Origin of the sequence: Burkholderia cenocepacia (genome assembly GCF_014211915.1) — a bacterium.
Taxonomy (GTDB): Bacteria; Pseudomonadota; Gammaproteobacteria; order Burkholderiales; family Burkholderiaceae; genus Burkholderia; species Burkholderia orbicola.
This window is the reverse complement of the sequence record NZ_CP060039.1, coordinates 2310571-2330695: the sequence shown is the minus strand read 5'-3', so window position 1 is coordinate 2330695 and position 20125 is coordinate 2310571. Positions and strand designations below refer to the sequence as shown.

Genomic DNA, 20125 nt, shown 5'->3' with positions numbered 1-20125 from the left:
CGAACCGGCCACGAGACGGAACCGCGATCCTGGGGTCAGGCCTGATCGGCCAGTTCGGAGCGCGTCGGAATCGACGGCTGAGCGCCCGCGCGCGTGACCGACAGCGCCGCCGCGCGTTGCGCGAAGCGGATGGCCGTGTCGACGTCCGCGCCGGCCGCGAGCCGTGCGGAAAAGCCGCCGATGAAGGTGTCGCCGGCAGCCGTCGTGTCGACCGCCTGCACGGCCGGCGCCGGATAGTGCCGCGCGGTGCCGTCGGCCGTCAACGCGAGCACGCCGCGTGCGCCGAGCGTCACCAGCACGTTGCGCGCGCCGCGGGCCTGGAGCGCCCGCGCGGCGGCTTCGGCTTCTGCCGGATCGCGCACGCGCAGCCCCGTCAGCGCGGCCGCCTCGACCTCGTTCGGGATCAGGTAATCGACGAGCGGCAGCCAGCCGTCCGGCAGCGGTGCGACGGCCGGAGCCGGATTGAGCACCACCGTGCGACCCAGCCGGCGTCCGGCCGACAGTGCCGCGAACACCGTGTCCGGCGGCGTCTCGAGCTGGCAGATCAGCACGTCGGCCGCCGCCAGCGCGGCCTCGTGCCGCGCGATCGTGTCGGTCGTGACCTCGCCGTTGCCGCCCGCGACGATCACGATCGCGTTCTGGCTCCCATCGTCGACGACGATCAGCGCGACGCCGGTCGACGCCGACGCGCTCGTCGCGAGCCCCGCGCAGTCGATGCCCTCGGCCTCGAGGCCCGCGCGCAGTGCCGCGCCGTGCGCATCCGCGCCGACGCAGCCGATCATCGCGACCTGCGCGCCGAGCCGGGCGGCGGCGACGGCCTGGTTGCCGCCCTTGCCGCCCGCGGCCTGCGCGAAGGCGTGCCCGGCGAGCGTTTCGCCCGGCAGCGGCAGCCGCGGCGCCCGCACGACGAGATCCATGTTGAGGCTCCCGACCACCGTCACGCGGCCGGCGCCCGTTACGGTCGCCGTCATGCGCGAGCGGCCGGCGCGGCCGGCTCACGGTAGATGGCCGTCGATTCGCGCAGCACGAGGCGCGGCGACACGACGCGACGGCGGCTCGGCACGGCGCTCGAACCGCCGCCGATCCGTTCGATCAGCGTCTGCGCGGCCATTTCGCCGAGCGCGCGCACCGACTGGCCGACCGTCGACAGCGCCGGATACGTGTAGCGGGAAAATTCGATGTCGTCGAAGCCGATGATCGAGCAGTCGTCGGGTACGCGCATCCCGCGCTCGGCCGCCGCGCGCAGCGCGCCGACGCCCATCAGGTCGTTGCCCGCGAAAATCGCGCTCGGCCGCACCGATTCGAACAGCCGCGACGCCGCGTGATAACCGCCCAGGCACGAGAAATCGCTTTCGGCGATCGCGCCCGGCACGATGTCGACGCCGCGTTCGGCCATCGCGCGGATGAAGCCGTGCACGCGCATCGCGCTGACGGCGGTGTCGGTCGGCCCCGTGATGCAGCCGATCTTCGCGTGCCCGAGTTCGAGCAGGTGGCGCGTCGCGAGATACGCGCCGCGCTCGTGGTCGATCTGCACGAGATCGGCCGCGAGCCCCTCGATGTTGCGGTCGACCACGACGAGCGGCGCATGGATATCCGCGAGCGTCTGCGCGAGCACCGCGTCCTCGCCCGCCGACGCGACGATCAGCCCGTCGATGCGCTTTTCCTGCAACACGCGCAGGTAGTTGCGCTGCTTCACGGGATCGTCGTCCGAATTGCAGAAGAACACGCAATAGCCGTTGGCCGCGCACTGATCCTCGATGCCGCGCGCAAGCTCGGCGAAGTACGGATTCGTGCTGTTCGGCACGACGAGGCCGATCGTCGCCGTCGCGCGCGCCTTCAGCGAGCGCGCCACGGCCGACGGCACGTAATTCAGCTCGCGGATCGCGCCCTCGACCTTCGCACGCACATCCGCGGACACCGGCCGCGAATTGTTCACCACGTGCGAGACGGTCGTAAACGACACGCCCGCCATGGCCGCCACATCCTTGATCGTCGCCATTTCCCGTTTCTCTCTGGTCTGTTCTGTCTGTCTTTTTACCGCACGCGCGTGCGCCGGCTGCGATACGTATCGAGCACGACCGCCACCACGATCACCGCACCCGTGATGATCCGCTTCGTCGGCTCGTTCGCCCCGATCTGCGCCAGCCCCGCGGCCAGCACGGAGATGATCAACACGCCGAAGAACGTGCTGATCACCGAGCCGCGCCCGCCCATCAGGCTCGTGCCGCCGATCACGACGGCGGCGATCACCTGCAGCTCGAGGCCCGCACCCGCGTTCGGATCGGCCGCCTCGAGCCGCGAAATCTGGAACAGCGACGCGAGCCCCGCGAGCGCGCCCATCAGCGCGAATACGAGGATTTTATACGGCCTCGGGTTAACCCCTGCAAGTCGCACCGCTTCCTCGTTCGTGCCGATCCCGACCAGATAGCGCCCGAACACCGTGCGCGTGAGCACGAACTGGGCCGCGATCATCACCGCGACCGCGATCAGGAACGCCGGCGAAATGCCCAGCGCGATCGGGTTCGACAGGAAATCGAACGCGTCGCCGATATACGCGGTGCGCGAATTCGTCAGCTGGTACGCGAGGCCGCGCGCGGCCTCCAGCACGCCGAGCGACACGATGAACGACGGAATCCGCCAGCCCACCGTGACCGCGCCCGTCAGCGCGCCCGTCGCGGTCGCGACCGCGATCCCGATCAGCGCGGCCGGCAGCGGCCCCCACTGCCATTTCAGCGCGGCGACGCTGACCATCGACGCGGCGAGCGCGAGCACCGAGCCGACCGACAGGTCGATCCCGGCGATGATCAGCACGAAGGTCATCCCGACCGACATCACGACGAGATCGGGAATCTGGTTCGCGATCGTGCTGAACGTGTCGTAGGTCAGGAAATGCGAGCTCAGCACCGAGAACAGCGCGATCATCGCGGCCAGCGCGCCGGCCAGCCCGAGATAGTTCGACAGGCCGAGCCGCGTGCCGGACAGCGTGCGCGCGCGGCGCCCCGTCACGTCCTGCTGCGCGCCTGCGTCGGTCGGGGATACGGGAGGCTGGGTCATTGCTGTGGTCCTGTCGTCGAAGTGCCCGGAGCGGCGCCGCGCGCCTGCCCCGCGTCCGGATGCTGCATGGCGGCCGCCGGCGTCTCGCGGCCGAAGCCGGCGAACGCCGCGGCCAGCAGCGCATCCTGGGTCCAGTTGCCGCGCTCGAATACGGCGGTCATGCGCCCGGCCGACATCACGCCGATCCGGTCGCAGATCAGCATCAGCTCGCGCAGGTCGCTCGATACGACCACCAGCGCGCGGCCTTCGCGCGCGAGCGCGCCCATCAAAGTGTAGATCTCGAATTTGGCGCCGACGTCGATCCCGCGCGTCGGCTCGTCGAACAGCAGCACGCCCATGTCGCGCGCAAGCCAGCGGCCGATCACGACCTTCTGCTGGTTGCCGCCCGACAGTTCGCCGACGGGCTGTGCCGCCCCGTGCGTACGGATTCGCAGCGCATCGATCTGCTGCTCGGCGAGCGCCGTTTCGCGTGCGGCATCGACGATGCCGCCGCGCGCGAGCCGGTCGAGCTGGCCGAGCGACACGTTCGCGGTGATCGACTGCGACAGCAGCAGCCCTTCGCCCTTGCGATCCTCGGTGATCAGCGCGATGCCGAGCTTCACCGCGTCGACCGGCGACGCGATGCGCGCCGGCTTCAGCGGCTGGCCGACCGCGATCGTTCCGGCATCCGGCGTATCGGCGCCGTAGATCAGCCGCAGCAGTTCGGTGCGTCCCGCGCCGATCAGCCCCGAGATGCCGAAGATCTCGCCCGCGCGCACCTCGAGCGACACGTCGCGCACCGCCGTGCCGCGCGTGAGGCCCGAGACCGCGAGCCGCGGCGCGCCGAAGCGGCGCTCGCCGAGATCGATGTGTTCGCCGACCTCGCGCCCGACCATCAGCGTGACGAGCCCGTCGGACGTCGTCGCCGCCATGTCCCCCGCGTGCACGAGCCGGCCGTCGCGCAGCACCGCGACGCGCTCGGCGACGCGCGCGAGCTCTTCGAGCCGGTGCGAGATGTAGACAATCGCGACGCCGCGCGCCTTCAGCCGGTCGATCTGCTCGAACAGCAGCTCGACTTCGCGCGCGGTCAGCATCGCGGTCGGTTCGTCGAGAATCAGCACGCGGCAGTCGCCGATCAGGTTGCGCGCGATCTCGACCATCTGCTGATGGCCGATGCCGAGCGCGCCGACCGGCGTATCGGGATCGACCGCATCGAGCCCGACCTGCGCCATCGCGGCACGCGCGTCGTCGCGCAGCCGCGCGCGATCGATGATCCCGAAGCGCCGCGGCAGGCGGTTCAGGAACAGGTTTTCGGCGACGCTCAGCGTCGGCAGCAGGTTCAGCTCCTGCATCACCATGCGCACGCCGAGCGCCTCGGCCTGCGTGCGGCTCGCCGGCGCGTACGCCTCGCCGCCGAGTTGCATCGTGCCGGTGGTCGGGTCGACGAGCCCGCCGATGATTTTCGACAACGTGCTCTTGCCGGCGCCGTTCTCGCCCGTCAGCGCGAGCGCCTGGCCCGCGTCGAGCGTCAGCGTGACGTCGGCGAGCACGGGTTCGGCATAGGTCTTGCCGATGCCGGATACGGACAGCACGGGATGGGCTGAACGGGAGGGTTGGAAGGTCGGTTCCATCGCGATCCTGGTTGCGGCCGCGCGCACGGGGCGCGCGGGTATGACGCTCACTAGTGCATGTGCATGCAGTGGCCGTGATCGCGCTCACACCGGATAACGGCCGCCGCGCCGGATTCTTGAGGGCGGCGGCCGGACCGGTGCGGCGTTACTTCGTCACGAGATCCACCGGCGTCTCGACCACGCCGGACATGTCGGCCTGCTTGCGATGCTCGGCGATCGCCTTGAGCGCGGTGTCGATGCCGAACACGGCCTGCTTCGCCGCGTACTGGTCGGCGGTCGCGAGCACGCGGCCGTCCTTCAGCATCGGCTTGATCGCGTTGATGTTGTCGTAGCCGACCACGAGCACCTTGCCCTGCTTGCCGGCTGCGCGCACGGCCGACACGGCGCCGATTGCCATGTTGTCGTTGCCGCACAGCAGCGCCTTCAGGTTCGGGTATTCGTTGAGCATCGCGGCGGCCACCGCATTGCCCTTGTCGATCTCCCATTCGCCCGACTGCACCGACACGACCTTCATCCCGCCCGCCTTCATCGCGTCCTGGAAGCCGGCCGTGCGCTGCTGCGCGTTGGTCGTCGTCGACACGCCTTCGACGATGCCGACCTGGTCGCCCGCCTTCAGCCGCTTCGCGAGGTAATCGCCGATCTTGCGCGCGCCTTTGCGATTGTCCGGGCCGACGAACGGCACGTTCAGGTTCTTCGACTTCAGCACGTCGGGATCGAGCCGGTTGTCGATGTTCACGACGACGATGCCGGCGTCCACGGCCTTCTTCACGACCGGCACGAGCGCCTTCGAATCGGCCGGCGCGAGCACGATCGCATCGACCTTCGAGACGATCATCTGCTCGACGATGCGGATCTGGTTCGCGGTGTCGGTCTCGTCCTTGATGCCGTTGGTGATCAGGTCGAACTGGTTCGCGTTGTGTTTCTGGTATTCCTTCGCGCCCGTTTCCATGGTCAGGAAGAACTCGTTGGCGAGCGACTTCATCACGAGCGCGACCTTCGGCTTGGCCGCGGATTGCGCGTGGACGGCCGGTGCGGCGGCCACCGCGACGGCGGCGAGCGCGGCGGTCAGGAAGCGACGGCGAAAGCGGACATTCATACACATCTCCTGGCGACTGGCCCGAAGGCCGGATTGTTATTCGACTGTTGTTTTAATGTGAGCAAACGTTTGCGCCACACTACCCGGGCAATGGCCATCGATGCTGCTGTCGGTACCACGGAATGGAAGCGAGGCAGACGGCCGACTGCCTGGCGCGTGCTGTCGTCGACGCGCCACCGCCGGCGGGACGCCGGCGGAGTGAAGGCTATGCTGTACCGATTCGCTTCGGCGCGCAACCTGTCTGATCAATATTTAAGGGTTTATTCGGAGCGCGCGAGCGCGCTTCACGACGCGCAAATACGACACTCGCAACGCCGACGGCGGATCGTCGAAGTGCTTCGTAGCAGGCTTGCCGGTGATGAGCGGGTCGTGCCGGATAGCGTGATCGCGTCGACGATCGGCACGAAGCCCGGCCTCGTTCGCCGTCGCGATATGTCGTCGACTGTGACGGAACCGGTGATTTGAACGCGCAGCCTTGTGAACGAGGACGACTGCCGATTGTGCGTTTCGCGCCGAGGTTCGGCGTCGCAGGTTGTTCTTGTTTTTCTGTTGGCTGAAAACATCGGCGATCGTCACCTGACGCGACGCACCTTGCGTGTTATCGCTCGGCGGATGCTTCAGCCGTGATGGCGGCAATCCCCTGCCGCCGCCCGGTGCCGTATGCGGCAACGCACACGTGCTGCAAGTCGCGCCATCCGCGGCAATGGCCCGGACGGCGCGCGAAGTACACCGGTCAAACGGCTTCGCGCAACAGCCCCGCGATTTCCGCTTCGTTCAGGTGCGGCGCGAACATTTCGATCAGTCGGTACGCATACGCACGCAGGAACGCACCCTTGCGCAGCCCGACCCGCGTCGTGCTCGCCTCGAACAGGTGTTGCGTATCGAGCGCGACGAGCCCCGTGTCGCGCTGCGGATCGTAAGCCATCGCCGCGACCACGCCGATCCCCATCCCGAGTTCGACGTAAGTCTTGATCACGTCCGCGTCGATCGCGGTCAGCACGACGTCGGGCACGGCGCCCGCCTGCGTGAACGCCTGGTCGATGTGCGAGCGGCCCGTGAAGTCCTGGTCGTACGTGATGATCGGGTACTCGGCGATTTCCTCGAGCGTCAGGTTCGCGCGGCCGACGAGCGGATGGCCCTTCGGCACGACGACCGTGTGGTGCCACGAATAGCACGGGAACGTCACGATGTCCGGATAGCGGTCGAGCGCCTCGGTCGAGATGCCCAGATCGGCCTCGCCGTTCAGGATCATCTGCGCGATCTGCTGCGGGCTGCCCTGGCGCAGCGCGAGATGCACCTTCGGGAACACGTCGGTGAACTGCCGGATCACCTTCGGCAACGCGTAGCGCGCCTGCGTGTGCGTCGTCGCGACGACGAGATGGCCGCTGTCCTGATCGGCGAACTGGCGCGCGACGCGGCGCAGGTTCTCGGCGTCGAGCAGCATCCGCTCGATCAGCTGGTGCACCGCCTTGCCGGGCTCCGTGAGCCCCGTCAGCCGCTTGCCGCGCCGAATGAAGATGTCGACGCCCAGCTCATCTTCCAGATCCTTGATCTGTTTCGACACGCCCGACTGCGACGTGTACAGCACGTTCGCGACTTCCGTCAGGTTCATGTTCTGGCGCACCGCTTCGCGCACGAACCGCAATTGCTGAAAATTCATGGGTATGCCTCTTAGGCTGTCGTTGTTTGATTGTTCAATCGGAGCGAAACCCGCCCTCTGCCCTGCTTTGTCTCGTCAACGCGCGGGAAATACCCGCACGGCGCGCGGCACGGCCGTTGCGCCGTCGCCGACCTGCAGCGACAGCGCCCGCCATGCGTCGCGATCGAGTTCCGCCTCGAGCGCGCCGCCCGCGCGCGCCTCGAGCTCCACCCGCACCGAACCGCCGAGCGGAATCACGCGCCGCACGTCCACCGCGATGCCGTCGCGATGCCCTTCGCCCGCCGGCCACAGCTGCAGATCGTGCGGCCGGACGTACGCGTTCGCGGGGCCCGCGAAATCGGCGTCGACCTCGATCGGCGCAGCCGCGCCCTCGGCGACGAAGCCGCGCCCGGCGACCGTACCCGGCAACCGGTTCGCCGCACCGAGGAACTCGTACACGAACGCGCTTTGCGGATGATCGTAGACGTCCTGCGGGCTGCCGACCTGCTCGACGTGGCCGCGATTGAGCACGACGATGCGATCGGCCACTTCGAGCGCCTCTTCCTGGTCGTGCGTGACGAAGATCGTCGAGATGTGCAGGTCGTCGTGCAGGCGACGCAGCCAGCCGCGCAGCTCCTTGCGGACCTTCGCGTCGAGCGCGCCGAACGGTTCGTCGAGCAACAGCACCTTCGGCTCGACCGCGAGCGCGCGGGCGAGCGCGATGCGCTGGCGCTGGCCGCCCGACAGCTCGGACGGATAGCGCTGCGCGAGCCAGTCGAGCTGCACGAGCTTGAGCAGTTCGTGCACCTTCTCGCGAATCGCGGCTTCCGACGGCCGCTCGCGGCGCGGCTTCACGCGCAGCCCGAACGCGACGTTCTCGAACACCGTCATGTGGCGGAACAGCGCGTAGTGCTGGAACACGAAGCCGACCTGGCGATCGCGCGCGCCGACCGACGCGACGTCGAGCCCCTGCAGCACGACCTGGCCGGCGTCCGCGTGCTCGAGGCCCGCGATCACGCGCAACAGCGTGGTCTTGCCGCAGCCGGACGGCCCGAGCAGCGCGACCAGTTCGCCGGGCGGGAAGTCGAGCGAGACGTTGTCGAGCGCCGTGAAATCGCCGAAGCGCTTCTGAAGGTTACGGACGGTGATACCCATTCTGGTTGCCTCTTTACGATTTCGACGAAACGGCGCCGACAGGGCCGGCATGTGCGGGAACGGCGTCGTGCGCGTCGGCCAGTTCGGCCGCCAGATGACGCTCGGCGATCAGCTTCAGCGCGAGCGTGACGAGCGCAAGCAGCGCCAGCACCGACGCCACCGCGAACGCCGCCGCGAAGTTGTATTCGTTGTACAGGATCTCCACGTGCAGCGGCATCGTGTCGGTCACGCCGCGGATGTGGCCGGACACGACCGATACCGCGCCGAACTCGCCCATCGCGCGCGCATTGCACAGGATCACGCCGTACAGCAGGCCCCACTTCACGTTCGGCAGCGTCACGCGGCGGAAGATCTGCCAGCCCGACGCGCCGAGCACGCGCGCGGCTTCTTCCTCGTCGGTGCCTTGCGCCTGCATCAGCGGGATCAGCTCGCGCGCGACGAACGGGAACGTGACGAAGATCGTCGCGAGCACGATGCCCGGCACCGCGAAGATGATCTGCACGTCGTGATCCTGCAGCCACGGCCCGAACCAGCCCTGCGCACCGAACAGCAGCACGTACACGAGGCCCGAGATCACCGGCGACACCGAGAACGGCAGGTCGATCAGCGTCGTCAGCAGCGCCTTGCCGCGGAATTCGAACTTCGCGATCGCCCACGATGCGCACACGCCGAACACGAGGTTCAGCGGCACGGCGATCACGGCGACGGTCAGCGTCAGCTTGATCGCCGACCACGCGTCGGGATCGGCCAGTGATTCAAGATAGAAGCCGATGCCCTTGCGCAGCGCCTCGACGAACACCGCGGCGAGCGGCACGACGAGGAAGAACGCGAGGAACGCCAGCGCGATGCCCGTGAGCAGCCAGCGCACGACGCGCGACTCGCTGACGGGGTCGAGCCGCTTCGCGGTACGCGCGGCCGGCGACGGGGTTTTCAGCACGACGGTGGCCTCCTGGGTCATTACTGGCCTCCTGCGGCGGCAGCAGCGGCGGTGATGGTGGCGGGCGCCGGACCGCTCGCGCCCTTGCTCGTACGACGCTGCAGATACCACTGCAGCGTGTTGATCAGCAGCAGCATCAGGAACGACACGACCAGCATCACGACCGCCAGCGCGGTCGCGCCCGCGTAGTCGTACTGCTCGAGCTTCGTGATGATCAGCAGCGACGTGATCTCGGATTTCATCGGCACGTTGCCGGCGATGAAGATCACCGAGCCGTATTCGCCGAGCGCGCGCGCGAACGCGAGCGCGAAACCGGTGAGCAGCGCCGGCAGCACGGCCGGCAGCACGACGCGGCGGAACGTCAGCCAGCGCGACGCGCCGAGGCACGCGGCGGCTTCTTCCTGCTCGCGCTCGAAATCCTCGAGCACCGGCTGCACGGTGCGCACGACGAACGGCAGCCCGATGAAGGTCAGCGCGACCAGCACGCCGGCCGGCGTGAACGCGATCTTGATGCCGAGCGGCGCCAGATACTGGCCGACCCAGCCGTTGGTCGCGTAGACGGCCGCGAGCGAGATGCCGGCCACCGACGTCGGCAGCGCGAACGGCAGGTCGACGACCGCGTCGACGAGACGCTTGAACGGGAACGTGTAGCGCACCAGCACCCATGCGACGAGGAAGCCGAACACGGCATTGATCAGCGCGCCGCCGAGCGCGGCCGAGAACGTCAGCCGGTACGACGCGAGCACGCGCGGCGACGTGACGGCGGTGACGAACTGGTCCCACGACAGCGTCGCGGTCTTCAGGAACGTGGCGGCGAGCGGAATCAGCACCACGAGGCTCAAATAGGCCACCGTGATGCCGAGTGTCACGCCGAAACCGGGCAGCGCGCTCGGCTTGCGAAAGGTGTACGTCGTCATCGGATGCTCTTGCTGGGTCGATGCTGCTCACGGGTCCGACGCAAACGCCGGCGCAGTGAATCGCGCCGGCGGCCCGTCGGGGGTGCGGCGCGCTGTCGTGGCGCGCCGCTTGTCGTTATGGCGTTACTGCGGCTTGTAGATCGAATCGAACACGCCGCCGTCCGCGAAATGCGTCTTCTGCGCATTCGTCCAGCCGCCGAACGTGTCGTCGACCGTGTACAGCTTCAGCTTCGGGAACTGCTTGGTCAGCTCCGCCGGCACGTTCTTCGAACGCGGCCGGTAGTAGTTGCGCGCCGCGATTTCCTGGCCCTGCGGGCTGTACAGGTAGTTCAGGTAGGCCTCGGCCAGCTTGCGCGTGCCCTTCTTGTCGACCACCTTGTCGACCACCGCGACGGGCGGCTCGGCCAGGATGCTCACCGACGGCACGACGATCTCGAACTTGTCGGTGCCGAATTCCTTGACCGACAGGAACGCCTCGTTTTCCCAGGCGATCAGCACGTCGCCGATCCCGCGCTGCACGAAGCTCGTCGTCGCGCCCCGCGCGCCCGAATCGAGCACGCCTGCGTTCTTGTAGAGCTTCGTGACGAATTCCTTCGCCGTCTGCTCGTTGCCGCCCGGCTTGTGCTGCGCGTAGGCCCATGCGGCCAGGTAGTTCCAGCGTGCGCCGCCCGAGGTCTTCGGGTTCGGCGTGACGATCGAGATGCCCGGCTTGGTCAGGTCGTCCCAGTCCTTGATCCCCTTCGGGTTGCCCTTGCGCACCAGGAACACGATCGTCGACGTGTACGGCGATGCGTTGTCGGGCAGGCGCTTCTGCCAATCCTTGTTCACGAGCCCCTTGTTCGCGAGCGCGTCGATGTCGTACGCCAGCGCCAGCGTGACGACGTCGGCCTGCAGGCCGTCGAGCACCGAGCGCGCCTGCGCGCCCGAGCCGCCGTGCGACTGCTTGAAGTTGACGGTTTCGCCCGTCTTCGCCTTCCACTCCTTGCCGAACGCCTGGTTGAAATCCTGATACAGCTCGCGCGTCGGGTCGTACGACACGTTCAGGAAGGTCGTATCGGCCTGGGCATGCGTCGCGACGCCCAGCGCCGCCGCCGCGCCCAGCGCGAGTGTTGCGATCAGGCGGCCCGCTCCGCCCACCAGCCCCGTATTGCGCTTCGCCATCCTTGGTTCTCCAGTGTTGTCGGTATTGCGATGTCGGGCCAGTCTATCGAACGGGTTACATGATTAAAAATAATCGTTCCTTATTTTTTAATACTCAAAAGTGCTAACGCAGACGGGATGGACGGTTGCGGCGGACGAACCGGCGTCAGGGCGTCGCGAAATCGCGCCGGAACCGCCGCGATCGCGTCGAACCTCAAGTAACACTTGAAATTCGCCAAGTACTGTATAAAAATACAGCTCACTGTCTATCCATACAGTTGAGCCATGACCAAACTCACCGCCCGTCAGCAGCAAGTGTTCGACTTGATCCGTCGCGCGATCGAGCGCTCCGGATTCCCGCCCACCCGTGCCGAGATCGCGGCCGAACTGGGCTTCAGCTCGCCGAATGCGGCCGAGGAGCACCTGCGCGCGCTGGCTCGCAAGGGCGTGATCGAGCTGGCCGCCGGCGCATCGCGCGGTATCCGGCTGCTCGGCATCGACGACGCCCCGCACCAGTTCACGCTGCCGCATGCCGGCCTGATGCAACTGTCGCTGCCGCTCGTCGGCCGCGTCGCGGCCGGTAGCCCGATCCTTGCGCAGGAACACATCTCGCAGCACTACGCGTGCGATCCCGCGCTGTTCACCAGCAAGCCCGACTACCTGTTGAAGGTGCGCGGCCTGTCGATGCGCGACGCCGGCATTCTCGACGGCGACCTCCTCGCCGTGCAGAAGCGCACGGAAGCGAAGGACGGCCAGATCATCGTCGCGCGTCTGGGCGACGACGTCACGGTCAAGCGGCTGATGCGCCGGCCCGGCGGCCTCGAGCTGATCGCGGAGAACCCGGATTACGAAAACATCTTCGTCAAGGCCGGCAGCGCGGATTTCGCGCTGGAAGGCATCGCCGTCGGGCTGATCCGCTCGGGCGAACTCTGACATTCCGTCTCTCCAGGAGAACATCATGGAACGCCTTGCCCGCCTGCTGCCTTTCCGTCAATTCGGTCGCCTGCGTCATCTGCGCGGCCGCACGCCCTGCGCACCGCTGTCCGCGGCGGCGCCTGTGCAAGAAGAAGTCGCAGTCGAACGGCAGGCCTCCCTGCTGCCGTCAGCGCTCCCCGCGTTCGCGCGGGTATCGCTGAACGCCGGTCTCAATCACGCGGAGCCCGCGCGCCGCGCGCCGGTGCGTGTCTATCACGGCCGGTCGCGCCTGATCATGGTGGGCACGATCGATGCCGTGTGCCGGATGATCGATCGCTGCATCGCAGAGGAACGATCGGCCACGCCGGGCGGTCTCTGATTGCGGAACCTTCCCGCACCGGAGGCAACGTGACTGGATCGTCGCGCCGCGCATGGCGACTCAAGCCCCTCCTGATCGTCGCGCTGGTCGTCGCCGTCCTTGCGACGCTCGGCTATGCATACGCGTCGCCGTATGTCGCGCTCGGTCGCCTGAAATCGGCGATCGATGCGCGCGACGCGCAGGCGATCAGCGAGTATGTCGACTTTCCGTCGCTGCGCATCAGCCTGAAGCAGCAGGTCACGGAAGAGTTGATGCGCCGGATCGACGCAGTGAAGAAGGACAATCCGTTCGCGGTGATCGGCGCACTGATCGGGTCCGCGCTGATCGGCCCGCTGGTCGATGCTTACGCGACCCCGGAAGGCGTCGCTGCGCTGATGAGCGGATTGCCGCCGCGCGGCAATCCGGGCGAGCGTCCGCCAGAGTGGTCGAATCAGCCGCCGGCGGGGAATGCCCCCGGCAACACACCTGCCGCGCCGCCCGCCGCCAATCCGGCGCCGGCAAGTGCTGCCGTACCGGGCAGCAATCCGGCCGTTCCGGCGGCATCGTCGCCGGCACCCGTGCCTGCCGCACCGGCCAGCCCGAGCGAAGCAACCCAAGCGCCGCACCAGCAGCAAACCAGCGCGGGCTACCGAAATATCGACGAATTCGTCGTGACATACCAGCGCAGTGCCGACGGCACGCGCTATGCGGCGATTTTCCACCGCTTCGGGCTGTTTTCGTGGAAATTGTCCGGGATCGACCTGCATGCATAGCAGGCCGCGTTCGATGCCCGCACTGCTGATGCAGCGCGCCGCCTGACCGGCCCGCATCGCCGGTCGGGCAGTCATCGAGCCTTTAGATCATTTGCCGTTCGCCGTAGCCGCTTCACGCTCGCGCGCGATTTCGGCCTTCTGCTCTTCCGCCGACGAACACGCCACCAGGATGCTGCAGTTCACGCGATCGAGCAGTTGCGTATTGCCCGACCCCATCCACCATCTCGACAATCCGCTGCGGCACCGGTGGCCGACGACGACGAGGTCGACCTTCAGCTCCGATGCGAGATTCGCGATTTCGTCGATCGGATAACCGAATGCGAAATGGCCTTCGGCCTGCACGCCGCGCTCGCGCAGCCAGTTCACGCCTTCCTGCAGGATTTCGCGCGCCGTTTCCTCGAAGCGTCCGCATGCGACATCGGTCAGCAAACCTGCACTTTGCGCAATGCTCGAACGCATGTCGACGACCGACAGCAAATGCGTTTCGGCCTTCAGGTCCATTGCGAGATTGGCCCCGTAACGCAGCGCCTTGCGCCCTTCGAGCGTGCCGTCGTAACACAGCAAAATCTTGTTGTAGCTAGCCATGAAGCCTCCCTATCGCGACAACGAGCCTACGCATTCATCATGGTGCGCCGCAATTCAAGACGCAAGGGATGGAAAACGCTGATTCGCCCCGCACGGCGCGTGCGCGATGATGCGGCGCACGATCGGTGCGCAATTGCATCACACCGGGCAGACATGCCCTGAAGCGATGCGGCCAATGCACTAGAATGGCCCGCTCGACCTCCAGCGGGCCACCGCGCGCCGGCGTCGTGCGCTTCGGTCATGCTCGTGTGACACCCCTGCGCCCGATCCGTTCGCAAACCGGCCACACACCGGGCAGCAGAATGCGCCCGCTTGAAACGACAACACGCCCATGTCCGTCGCACCGATCGATTTCCGCAATGTCGAAAAGCGCTATGGCGACAAGCTCGTCGTCAATGGTCTGTCCTTCAACGTGAAGGTCGGCGAATGCTATGGCCTGCTCGGGCCGAACGGCGCCGGCAAGACCACGACGCTGAAGATGCTGCTCGGCCTCGCGCATCCCGATGCAGGCACCATTGCGCTGTGCGGCGAACCGATTCCATCGCGTGCGCGACATGCCCGCCGGCGGGTCGGCGTCGTTCCGCAGTTCGACAACCTCGACCCCGACTTCACCGTGCGCGAGAACCTGCTCGTGTTCAGCCGCTATTTCGGGATGTCGGCGCAGGCGGCCCGCGCGCTCGTCCCGTCGCTACTCGAATTCGCGAAGCTGGAAAACAAGGCCGATGCGAAGGTCGGCGAGTTGTCGGGCGGCATGAAACGCCGCCTCACGCTCGCCCGCGCGCTCGTCAACGATCCCGATGTGCTGGTGCTCGACGAGCCCACGACCGGCCTCGATCCGCAGGCGCGGCACCTGATGTGGGAACGGCTGCGTTCGCTGCTCGCGCGCGGCAAGACAATCCTGATCACCACGCATTTCATGGAGGAAGCCGAGCGCCTGTGCGATCGGCTGTGCGTGATCGAGGAAGGCCGCAAGATCGCCGAAGGCGCGCCGCACGCCCTGATCGAATCGGAGATCGGCTGCGACGTGATCGAGATCTACGGGCCCGATCCGGCCGCGCTGCGCGACGAATTGTCGGCATTCGCGAAGCACACCGAGATCAGCGGCGAGACACTGTTCTGCTATGTGATCGATCCCGAACCGCTCACCGCACGACTCAAGGGCCGCCCGGGGTTGCGCTATCTGCACCGCCCGGCCAATCTGGAGGATGTGTTCCTGCGGCTCACGGGCCGCGAGATGCAGGACTGATCGACCATGGACGTTCGCAACTATTCCGCCACCACGCCGTCGGCCCCGCCGCGCGAGTCGCGCTTCGCGATCGCGATGCCGGCGAACGCAAGCAACTGGGTCGCCGTCTGGCGGCGCAACTATCTCGTGTGGCGCAAGCTCGCGCTCGCGTCGATGTTCGGCAATCTCGCCGATCCGATGATCTATCTGTTCGGGCTGGGTTTCGGGCTCGGGCTGATGCTCGGCCATGTCGACGGCGTGTCGTATATCGCGTTCCTCGCGGCCGGCACGGTCGGCTCGAGCGTGATGATGTCCGCGAGCTTCGAGTCGATGTATTCGGGATTCTCGCGGATGCACGTGCAGCGCACGTGGGAAGCGATCATGCATACGCCGCTCGCTCTCGGCGACATCGTGCTCGGCGAGATCGTGTGGGCGGCCAGCAAGGCGCTGCTGTCGGGCGGCGCGATCATGCTCGTCGCGGGCGGGCTCGGCTATGCGCAGTTTCCGTCGATGCTGGCCGCGCTGCCGGTGATCGCGCTGGCCGGCCTCGCGTTCGCCAGCATCGCGATGATCGTCACGGCGCTCGCACCGTCCTACGATTTCTTCATGTTCTATCAGACGCTCGTGCTGACGCCGATGCTGCTGCTGTCGGGCGTGTTCTTCCCGATCACGCAGTTGCCGCCGATTGCGCAGCACGCGGCGCAGGCGCTGCCGCTCGCGAATGCGGTCGAACTGATCCGGCCCGCGATGCTCGGCCGGCCGGCGACCGACATCGCGCTGCACGTCGCGGTGCTCGCCGGCTATGCGATCGGCGGATTCCTGCTGTCCGCGTGGCTGTTCCGGCGGCGGATGATGCGCTGACGGCCGGCGCGCCGGACACCGGGCGCCGGCTTCATGCGACGACGTTACTCGTCGTCGTCGCTCCACGGAATTTCGACGTCGGTCAGGAACGCGACGGTCGCGAGCGGACCGCCTTCCTGGCGGCCGAGCTTGCCGTCCGCGCGATGCCATTCCACACGGAACTGCGTGCCCGGATCGTCGGCCACCAGATAGACCGTGCGCAGTTCTTCCTTGTCGGCTTCGTCCACGGGGCCGTCGAACGACACCAGCATCTTCTGCGGCCACAGTCCGTTGACCGGATCGTAAATGCGATCGCCTTGCGGAATGTCGATGCTGGCCTCGACACCGATCGTTGCGGAGGCCTCGATGATCATCGTGCCGAGTGCTTGCAGCACGGCAGTCGCCCGCGCGGAATTGGCCTGGCGGATCGCGAGATCGCCGCGCGTCAGCGCCTTTTCGAGTCGAGGATGAATCTTCGGTTGGGTCATGCGTTTTCCTGTTTGCTTCTTGTAAAGGGCGCCGCACACGTGAAGCGGCGGCGCCGGATGAATACGAATGCGACGATTGCGCCGGGCCGGCGTGTCGCCCGCGTTGTCAGAACCCGAACGCGATCGCGAGCAAGCCGCTCACGATCCCGAATACGACGACGAGCGTCGCGACGATCGCCAGCATGTAAGGCTTGAACGAACGCGCGAGCATCGCCAGCGACGGCACGCTGATCGGCGGCAGCGTCATCAGCAGCGCGGCGGCCGGACCGACGCCCATGCCGAGCGACAGCATCGCCTGGATGATCGGCACCTCGCCGGCCGTCGGGATCACGAACAGCATGCCCGCGACCGCGAATGCGACGATCCAGCCGAGGTGATTGCCGATGTCCGGGCCGATATGCGGGAACAGCCACGCGCGCGCGGCGCCGAGCAGCAGCACCAGCACGATGTATTCGGGCACGAGCCGCACGGCCATGCGCGCGAGCAGCTTCATCCAGCGGACGAACGGATTGCCGGCCGCGGCCTGCTCGGCTGCCAGCGCGGCAAGCTGCGCATCGTCGATGCTGCGGTCTTCGGGACGCGCGATGCGGTTCAGCAGGTAGCCGATCCCGAACACCATCGCGATGCCGAGCACGAGGCGCAGCGCGCTCCAGTGCCAGCCGAGTACGAAGCCCATGAACACCAGCGCCGCCGGGTTCAGCACCGTGTTGCCGAGCCAGAACGCGACCGCGCCGCCCGGCGACGCGTGGCGCGCCCGCAGGCCCGCGACGACCGGCGCCGCGCAGCACGTGCACATCATCCCGGGCAGCGACAGCAGCCCGCCCGCGGCGACGCTGCCGAACCCCGTGCGGCCGAGCACGCGCGCCACCCAGTGCGCGGGCAGCAGCGCCTGTACGGCCGAGCCGAGCAGCAGGCCGAGCACCATCGCCTGCCAGATCGCCTTGCCGTATGCCCACGCGTAGTCGAGCGCCGCCTTCAGCGACGGCTCGGGCGCGGCTGCCGACGTGCCCATCAGGATCGACTGGCCGATCGAATGGTGCTCGGCGGCAACGAACGCCTTGTTGTAGTACGGGAACCATTTCACATAGAACAGTCCCGCGACCGCGATCAGCAGGAAGGTCATCCAGCCGAGGGCCGGATTCGGTTGAGTGCGTGTGGTCGTCATCGTGTGGTGGTCGTTGATGGATCTTTGTCGGTTTCGGATGTCGTGCCGGCGGCGAGCGCGGCCGATGCGGGCAACCCGGCTTGCGCAAGTTCGGCCAGCAGCAGGCGCGCCTGATCGCGCACGTCGGCCGCGTTGGGCCGGAACGTGAAGGTCAGCGCCCGGTTCGGCTTGTTGTACGTCGCGCGGTAAGTGCGCGCGTAGGCGGGATCGTAATGCCTGTCGATCAGTTCGGCGAACAAATCGGCCCGCGCGCCGGCATCGATCAGCCCCTTCCAGCGCGTCACCTCTTCGCGGCTGTGCAGGCCGATCAGCCGATGAAGCTGTGCCTTGAACGCATCCGGCTCGTCGAACAGGTGCGCGTAATCGTCGAGCAGGAACGCGATCCGCTCGTCGTGGGCCGCTTCGACCTGCACCCATGGGCCCGCGTGAAACGCTTCGATCAGCGCGATCGGCAGCTGCACGAGCCCGATCCTGCGGCTTTCCGACTCCACGAATACCGGCCATTGAGGGTCGAAACGCCCGAGCGCCTCCACGAGCCCCGAATCGAACCCCTTCTGCGCCGGTTGCGGCTTGCCCGGCAGCGCGCCGAGCAGCGAGCCACGATGGCACGCGAGCGCTTCCAGATCGAGCGTCTGCGCACCCACGTCGCGCAGCGCGTTCAGCAGGCGCGTCTTGCCGCAGCCCGTATGGCCGACGAGCGCGATGTAGCGAAAGCGTGTCGGCAGCGAGTCGAGCGTCGCGCATACCGACTGGCGGTACGCCTTGTAGCCACCGTCGAGCTGGCGCGCCTTCCAGCCGATCAGGTTGAACCAGGTCGTCATCGAGCCTGAGCGCTTGCCGCCGCGCCAGCAGTAGATCAGCGGCCGCCAGTTGCGCGGCCGGTCGGCGAACGTCGTGTCGAGATGGCGCGCGATGTTGCGTGCGACGATTGCCGCGCCGACACGCGTCGCCTCGTACGGCGACACCTGCCGGTACATCGTACCGACGAGCACGCGCTCTTCGTTGCTGAGCACGGGCGCGTTCAGCGCGCCGGGGATATGGTCCTCGGCGAACTCGAGCGGCGTGCGCACGTCGATGATCTCGTCGAACTCGCCGGCGCGATCGAGGGTGACAATCAGGTTCTTCAATTTGGCGTCGAACAGGGGCGATGCGGCTCGAGGAGCCGCATGGGCACGGAAGGCGGATTGACGATTATCTCACGGGCCGGCGTCCCGAGCCTCGCGCGGCGGTCGGCGGCGGCGAGGCGGCCTGCATCGCGTCGATCAGGTGGTCGCGAAATGCGCGTACCGACGCGGGCAGATCGCGCCCCGCCATCGTCTGCACCTGGATGCTGCGTTCGCGCAGTTGCGGGTTCGTCATGGGCACGACGACGAAGCCGTCCGCATCGGCACGGTCGCGCACCGACAGCAGCCCCGTGAACATCACCGCGCCCGTGCGCCGCGCGTAGCCGTACATCGCCGCGGTGTTGTTGCTCGTCAGCTCGGGCTCGAGCAGCAGCCCGTCGAGCGCGCACGCGATGTCGATCAGCTGGCGCACCGTCGTGCCGGCCTCGGGCAGCACATGCGCGTACCGCGCGACATCGGCAAGCGACACCGCGTCGCGCGCCGCGAGCGGGTGATCGTGGCGGACCAGCGCAAAGACCGGCGCGCGCTCGGTGTGGTCGACACGCACGCCCTTCTCCGGCGCGAGGCTGAAGGTCAACGCGATGTCTGCATCGCCGTCGCGCACGCGCCGGGTCGCGTCCGCTGGCGACACGACCCACACGATGAAATCGACGCCCGGGTGGCGCGCCTTGAAGCTCGCGAGCACGCCGGGCAGGAAATCGATCGCGAACCCTTCCGAGCACGCGATCTTCAGCAGGCTGCCGTGCAGCGCGTCGAGCCCGCCGATGTCCTTCATCACGTGCTCGGCCTCCAGCAGGCTGCGCTGCGCGAACGCCAGCAATCGCTCGCCAGCCTCCGACAACGCCATCCCGCGCGGCCGGCGCTCGAACAGCGGCGCGCCGAGCTCGCTCTCCAGCTTCGCGATCTGGCGGCTGATCGCCGACACGGCCACGTGCAGCCGCACGGACGCGTCGCTGATCGAGCCGGTACGCGCCACCTCGACGAAATACCGCAATGCCAGGCCGTGCAGGAAAGCCGCCATCGTCGTGTCTCCGCGCCGCATCCGGCCGCGCTGCTTTGCCTTTTCGGCAAAGAAAGGTTCGAAATTCGATCATTGTGACAAAA

21 protein-coding genes are annotated in these 20125 nt (G+C 67.5%); 6 read left to right on the top strand and 15 right to left on the bottom strand.

All coding sequences use genetic code 11. From position 1 onward, the window contains the following. Positions 1-35: 35 nt before the first annotated feature. The 5 genes from rbsK to SY91_RS11185 all read right to left on the bottom strand — a co-directional run bounded on the left by rbsK (position 36) and on the right by SY91_RS11185 (position 5760). Entirely contained in the window at positions 36-971 is a 936-nt protein-coding gene (gene rbsK / locus SY91_RS11205; protein WP_185920904.1) for a ribokinase, read from the bottom strand. Beyond that, the gene (locus SY91_RS11200; protein WP_006476068.1) at positions 968-1999 is read right to left on the bottom strand and encodes a LacI family DNA-binding transcriptional regulator; all 1032 of its coding nucleotides are present in this window, start codon (positions 1997-1999) and stop codon (positions 968-970) included. Before SY91_RS11200 ends, rbsK begins: the two co-directional genes overlap by 4 nt. Before the next feature lie 35 nt (positions 2000-2034). Further along, on the bottom strand, positions 2035-3054 hold the full coding sequence (locus SY91_RS11195; RefSeq protein WP_006476069.1) for an ABC transporter permease: 1020 nt from the start codon (positions 3052-3054) through the stop codon (positions 2035-2037). Beyond that, complete coding sequence (locus tag SY91_RS11190) at positions 3051-4664, bottom strand: sugar ABC transporter ATP-binding protein (protein WP_023474660.1); 1614 nt, start codon at positions 4662-4664, stop codon at positions 3051-3053. Before SY91_RS11190 ends, SY91_RS11195 begins: the two co-directional genes overlap by 4 nt. A gap of 145 nt (positions 4665-4809) precedes the next feature. Continuing rightward, positions 4810-5760, bottom strand: a complete 951-nt coding sequence (locus tag SY91_RS11185) for a sugar ABC transporter substrate-binding protein (RefSeq protein WP_011545349.1) — start codon at positions 5758-5760, stop codon at positions 4810-4812. A 207-nt stretch (positions 5761-5967) separates the two neighbouring features. Between SY91_RS11185 and SY91_RS11180 the strand changes: the two genes are divergently transcribed. Further along, complete coding sequence (locus tag SY91_RS11180; protein ID WP_185642945.1) at positions 5968-6225, top strand: hypothetical protein; 258 nt, start codon at positions 5968-5970, stop codon at positions 6223-6225. 268 nt (positions 6226-6493) lie between these two features. Here SY91_RS11180 and SY91_RS11175 read toward each other — a convergent pair whose 3' ends face one another. From SY91_RS11175 to SY91_RS11155, 5 genes are all read right to left on the bottom strand, one after another. Continuing rightward, positions 6494-7420 (bottom strand): CysB family HTH-type transcriptional regulator, encoded by a 927-nt coding sequence (locus SY91_RS11175; protein ID WP_006476072.1) that lies wholly within the window; start codon positions 7418-7420, stop codon positions 6494-6496. Between the two features lie 75 nt (positions 7421-7495). Beyond that, a complete protein-coding gene (locus SY91_RS11170; RefSeq protein ID WP_012328435.1) occupies positions 7496-8554 on the bottom strand; it encodes a sulfate/molybdate ABC transporter ATP-binding protein in 1059 nt (352 codons plus the stop codon). Positions 8555-8567: 13 nt separating this feature from the next. After that, positions 8568-9512: a sulfate ABC transporter permease subunit CysW gene (gene cysW / locus SY91_RS11165; protein WP_006476074.1), complete on the bottom strand. Its 945-nt coding sequence runs from the start codon at positions 9510-9512 to the stop codon at positions 8568-8570. Continuing rightward, positions 9512-10408 (bottom strand): sulfate ABC transporter permease subunit CysT, encoded by an 897-nt coding sequence (gene cysT, locus SY91_RS11160; RefSeq protein WP_023474663.1) that lies wholly within the window; start codon positions 10406-10408, stop codon positions 9512-9514. Before cysT ends, cysW begins: the two co-directional genes overlap by 1 nt. A 123-nt stretch (positions 10409-10531) precedes the next feature. Beyond that, positions 10532-11569, bottom strand: coding sequence for a sulfate ABC transporter substrate-binding protein (locus tag SY91_RS11155; protein WP_023474664.1), 1038 nt, complete (start codon positions 11567-11569; stop codon positions 10532-10534). A 264-nt stretch (positions 11570-11833) separates the two neighbouring features. On the opposite strand from SY91_RS11155, the gene lexA reads away from it, so the two are divergent. The 3 genes from lexA to SY91_RS11140 are packed head-to-tail and all read left to right on the top strand — an operon-like array spanning position 11834 to position 13594. Beyond that, complete coding sequence (gene lexA / locus SY91_RS11150) at positions 11834-12481, top strand: transcriptional repressor LexA (RefSeq protein WP_006476077.1); 648 nt, start codon at positions 11834-11836, stop codon at positions 12479-12481. A gap of 25 nt (positions 12482-12506) precedes the next feature. Continuing rightward, positions 12507-12842, top strand: coding sequence for a hypothetical protein (locus SY91_RS11145; protein ID WP_006476078.1), 336 nt, complete (start codon positions 12507-12509; stop codon positions 12840-12842). 29 nt (positions 12843-12871) lie between these two features. Further along, positions 12872-13594, top strand: a complete 723-nt coding sequence (locus SY91_RS11140) for a DUF2939 domain-containing protein (RefSeq protein ID WP_023474665.1) — start codon at positions 12872-12874, stop codon at positions 13592-13594. Positions 13595-13681: 87 nt separating this feature from the next. Here the strand turns inward: SY91_RS11140 and SY91_RS11135 are convergent, their stop codons facing one another. Further along, positions 13682-14179, bottom strand: coding sequence for a universal stress protein (locus tag SY91_RS11135; protein ID WP_006476080.1), 498 nt, complete (start codon positions 14177-14179; stop codon positions 13682-13684). A gap of 331 nt (positions 14180-14510) precedes the next feature. On the opposite strand from SY91_RS11135, the gene nodI reads away from it, so the two are divergent. Both nodI and SY91_RS11125 read left to right on the top strand, forming a co-directional pair. Next, positions 14511-15425 (top strand): nodulation factor ABC transporter ATP-binding protein NodI, encoded by a 915-nt coding sequence (gene nodI / locus SY91_RS11130; RefSeq protein ID WP_023474667.1) that lies wholly within the window; start codon positions 14511-14513, stop codon positions 15423-15425. A 6-nt stretch (positions 15426-15431) separates the two neighbouring features. After that, positions 15432-16265 carry an ABC transporter permease gene (locus tag SY91_RS11125; protein WP_023474668.1) on the top strand — a complete coding sequence of 278 codons (834 nt, stop codon included), beginning with the start codon at positions 15432-15434 and terminating at the stop codon, positions 16263-16265. A 44-nt stretch (positions 16266-16309) separates the two neighbouring features. Here SY91_RS11125 and SY91_RS11120 read toward each other — a convergent pair whose 3' ends face one another. The 4 genes from SY91_RS11120 to SY91_RS11105 all read right to left on the bottom strand — a co-directional run bounded on the left by SY91_RS11120 (position 16310) and on the right by SY91_RS11105 (position 20042). Beyond that, complete coding sequence (locus SY91_RS11120; RefSeq protein ID WP_006484198.1) at positions 16310-16732, bottom strand: hypothetical protein; 423 nt, start codon at positions 16730-16732, stop codon at positions 16310-16312. A gap of 106 nt (positions 16733-16838) precedes the next feature. After that, entirely contained in the window at positions 16839-17897 is a 1059-nt protein-coding gene (locus SY91_RS11115; RefSeq protein WP_027809855.1) for a permease, read from the bottom strand. Beyond that, entirely contained in the window at positions 17894-19024 is a 1131-nt protein-coding gene (gene mnmH, locus SY91_RS11110; protein ID WP_023474669.1) for a tRNA 2-selenouridine(34) synthase MnmH, read from the bottom strand. The genes SY91_RS11115 and mnmH overlap by 4 nt, the downstream gene beginning before the upstream one ends. Before the next feature lie 64 nt (positions 19025-19088). Beyond that, the gene (locus SY91_RS11105; RefSeq protein ID WP_023474670.1) at positions 19089-20042 is read right to left on the bottom strand and encodes a LysR substrate-binding domain-containing protein; all 954 of its coding nucleotides are present in this window, start codon (positions 20040-20042) and stop codon (positions 19089-19091) included. Positions 20043-20125: the final 83 nt, after the last annotated feature.

What these genes read in the sequence shown, in the direction of transcription:
- rbsK (WP_185920904.1), bottom strand. Translation starts at nt 971, where the DNA reads ATGACGGCGACCGTAACGGGCGCCGGCCGCGTGACGGTGGTCGGGAGC.
- SY91_RS11200 (WP_006476068.1), bottom strand. Translation starts at nt 1,999, where the DNA reads ATGGCGACGATCAAGGATGTGGCGGCCATGGCGGGCGTGTCGTTTACG.
- SY91_RS11195 (WP_006476069.1), bottom strand. Translation starts at nt 3,054, where the DNA reads ATGACCCAGCCTCCCGTATCCCCGACCGACGCAGGCGCGCAGCAGGAC.
- SY91_RS11190 (WP_023474660.1), bottom strand. Translation starts at nt 4,664, where the DNA reads ATGGAACCGACCTTCCAACCCTCCCGTTCAGCCCATCCCGTGCTGTCC.
- SY91_RS11185 (WP_011545349.1), bottom strand. Translation starts at nt 5,760, where the DNA reads ATGAATGTCCGCTTTCGCCGTCGCTTCCTGACCGCCGCGCTCGCCGCC.
- SY91_RS11180 (WP_185642945.1), top strand. Translation starts at nt 5,968, where the DNA reads ATGCTGTACCGATTCGCTTCGGCGCGCAACCTGTCTGATCAATATTTA.
- SY91_RS11175 (WP_006476072.1), bottom strand. Translation starts at nt 7,420, where the DNA reads ATGAATTTTCAGCAATTGCGGTTCGTGCGCGAAGCGGTGCGCCAGAAC.
- SY91_RS11170 (WP_012328435.1), bottom strand. Translation starts at nt 8,554, where the DNA reads ATGGGTATCACCGTCCGTAACCTTCAGAAGCGCTTCGGCGATTTCACG.
- cysW (WP_006476074.1), bottom strand. Translation starts at nt 9,512, where the DNA reads ATGACCCAGGAGGCCACCGTCGTGCTGAAAACCCCGTCGCCGGCCGCG.
- cysT (WP_023474663.1), bottom strand. Translation starts at nt 10,408, where the DNA reads ATGACGACGTACACCTTTCGCAAGCCGAGCGCGCTGCCCGGTTTCGGC.
- SY91_RS11155 (WP_023474664.1), bottom strand. Translation starts at nt 11,569, where the DNA reads ATGGCGAAGCGCAATACGGGGCTGGTGGGCGGAGCGGGCCGCCTGATC.
- lexA (WP_006476077.1), top strand. Translation starts at nt 11,834, where the DNA reads ATGACCAAACTCACCGCCCGTCAGCAGCAAGTGTTCGACTTGATCCGT.
- SY91_RS11145 (WP_006476078.1), top strand. Translation starts at nt 12,507, where the DNA reads ATGGAACGCCTTGCCCGCCTGCTGCCTTTCCGTCAATTCGGTCGCCTG.
- SY91_RS11135 (WP_006476080.1), bottom strand. Translation starts at nt 14,179, where the DNA reads ATGGCTAGCTACAACAAGATTTTGCTGTGTTACGACGGCACGCTCGAA.
- nodI (WP_023474667.1), top strand. Translation starts at nt 14,511, where the DNA reads ATGTCCGTCGCACCGATCGATTTCCGCAATGTCGAAAAGCGCTATGGC.
- SY91_RS11125 (WP_023474668.1), top strand. Translation starts at nt 15,432, where the DNA reads ATGGACGTTCGCAACTATTCCGCCACCACGCCGTCGGCCCCGCCGCGC.
- SY91_RS11120 (WP_006484198.1), bottom strand. Translation starts at nt 16,732, where the DNA reads ATGACCCAACCGAAGATTCATCCTCGACTCGAAAAGGCGCTGACGCGC.
- SY91_RS11115 (WP_027809855.1), bottom strand. Translation starts at nt 17,897, where the DNA reads ATGACGACCACACGCACTCAACCGAATCCGGCCCTCGGCTGGATGACC.
- SY91_RS11105 (WP_023474670.1), bottom strand. Translation starts at nt 20,042, where the DNA reads ATGGCGGCTTTCCTGCACGGCCTGGCATTGCGGTATTTCGTCGAGGTG.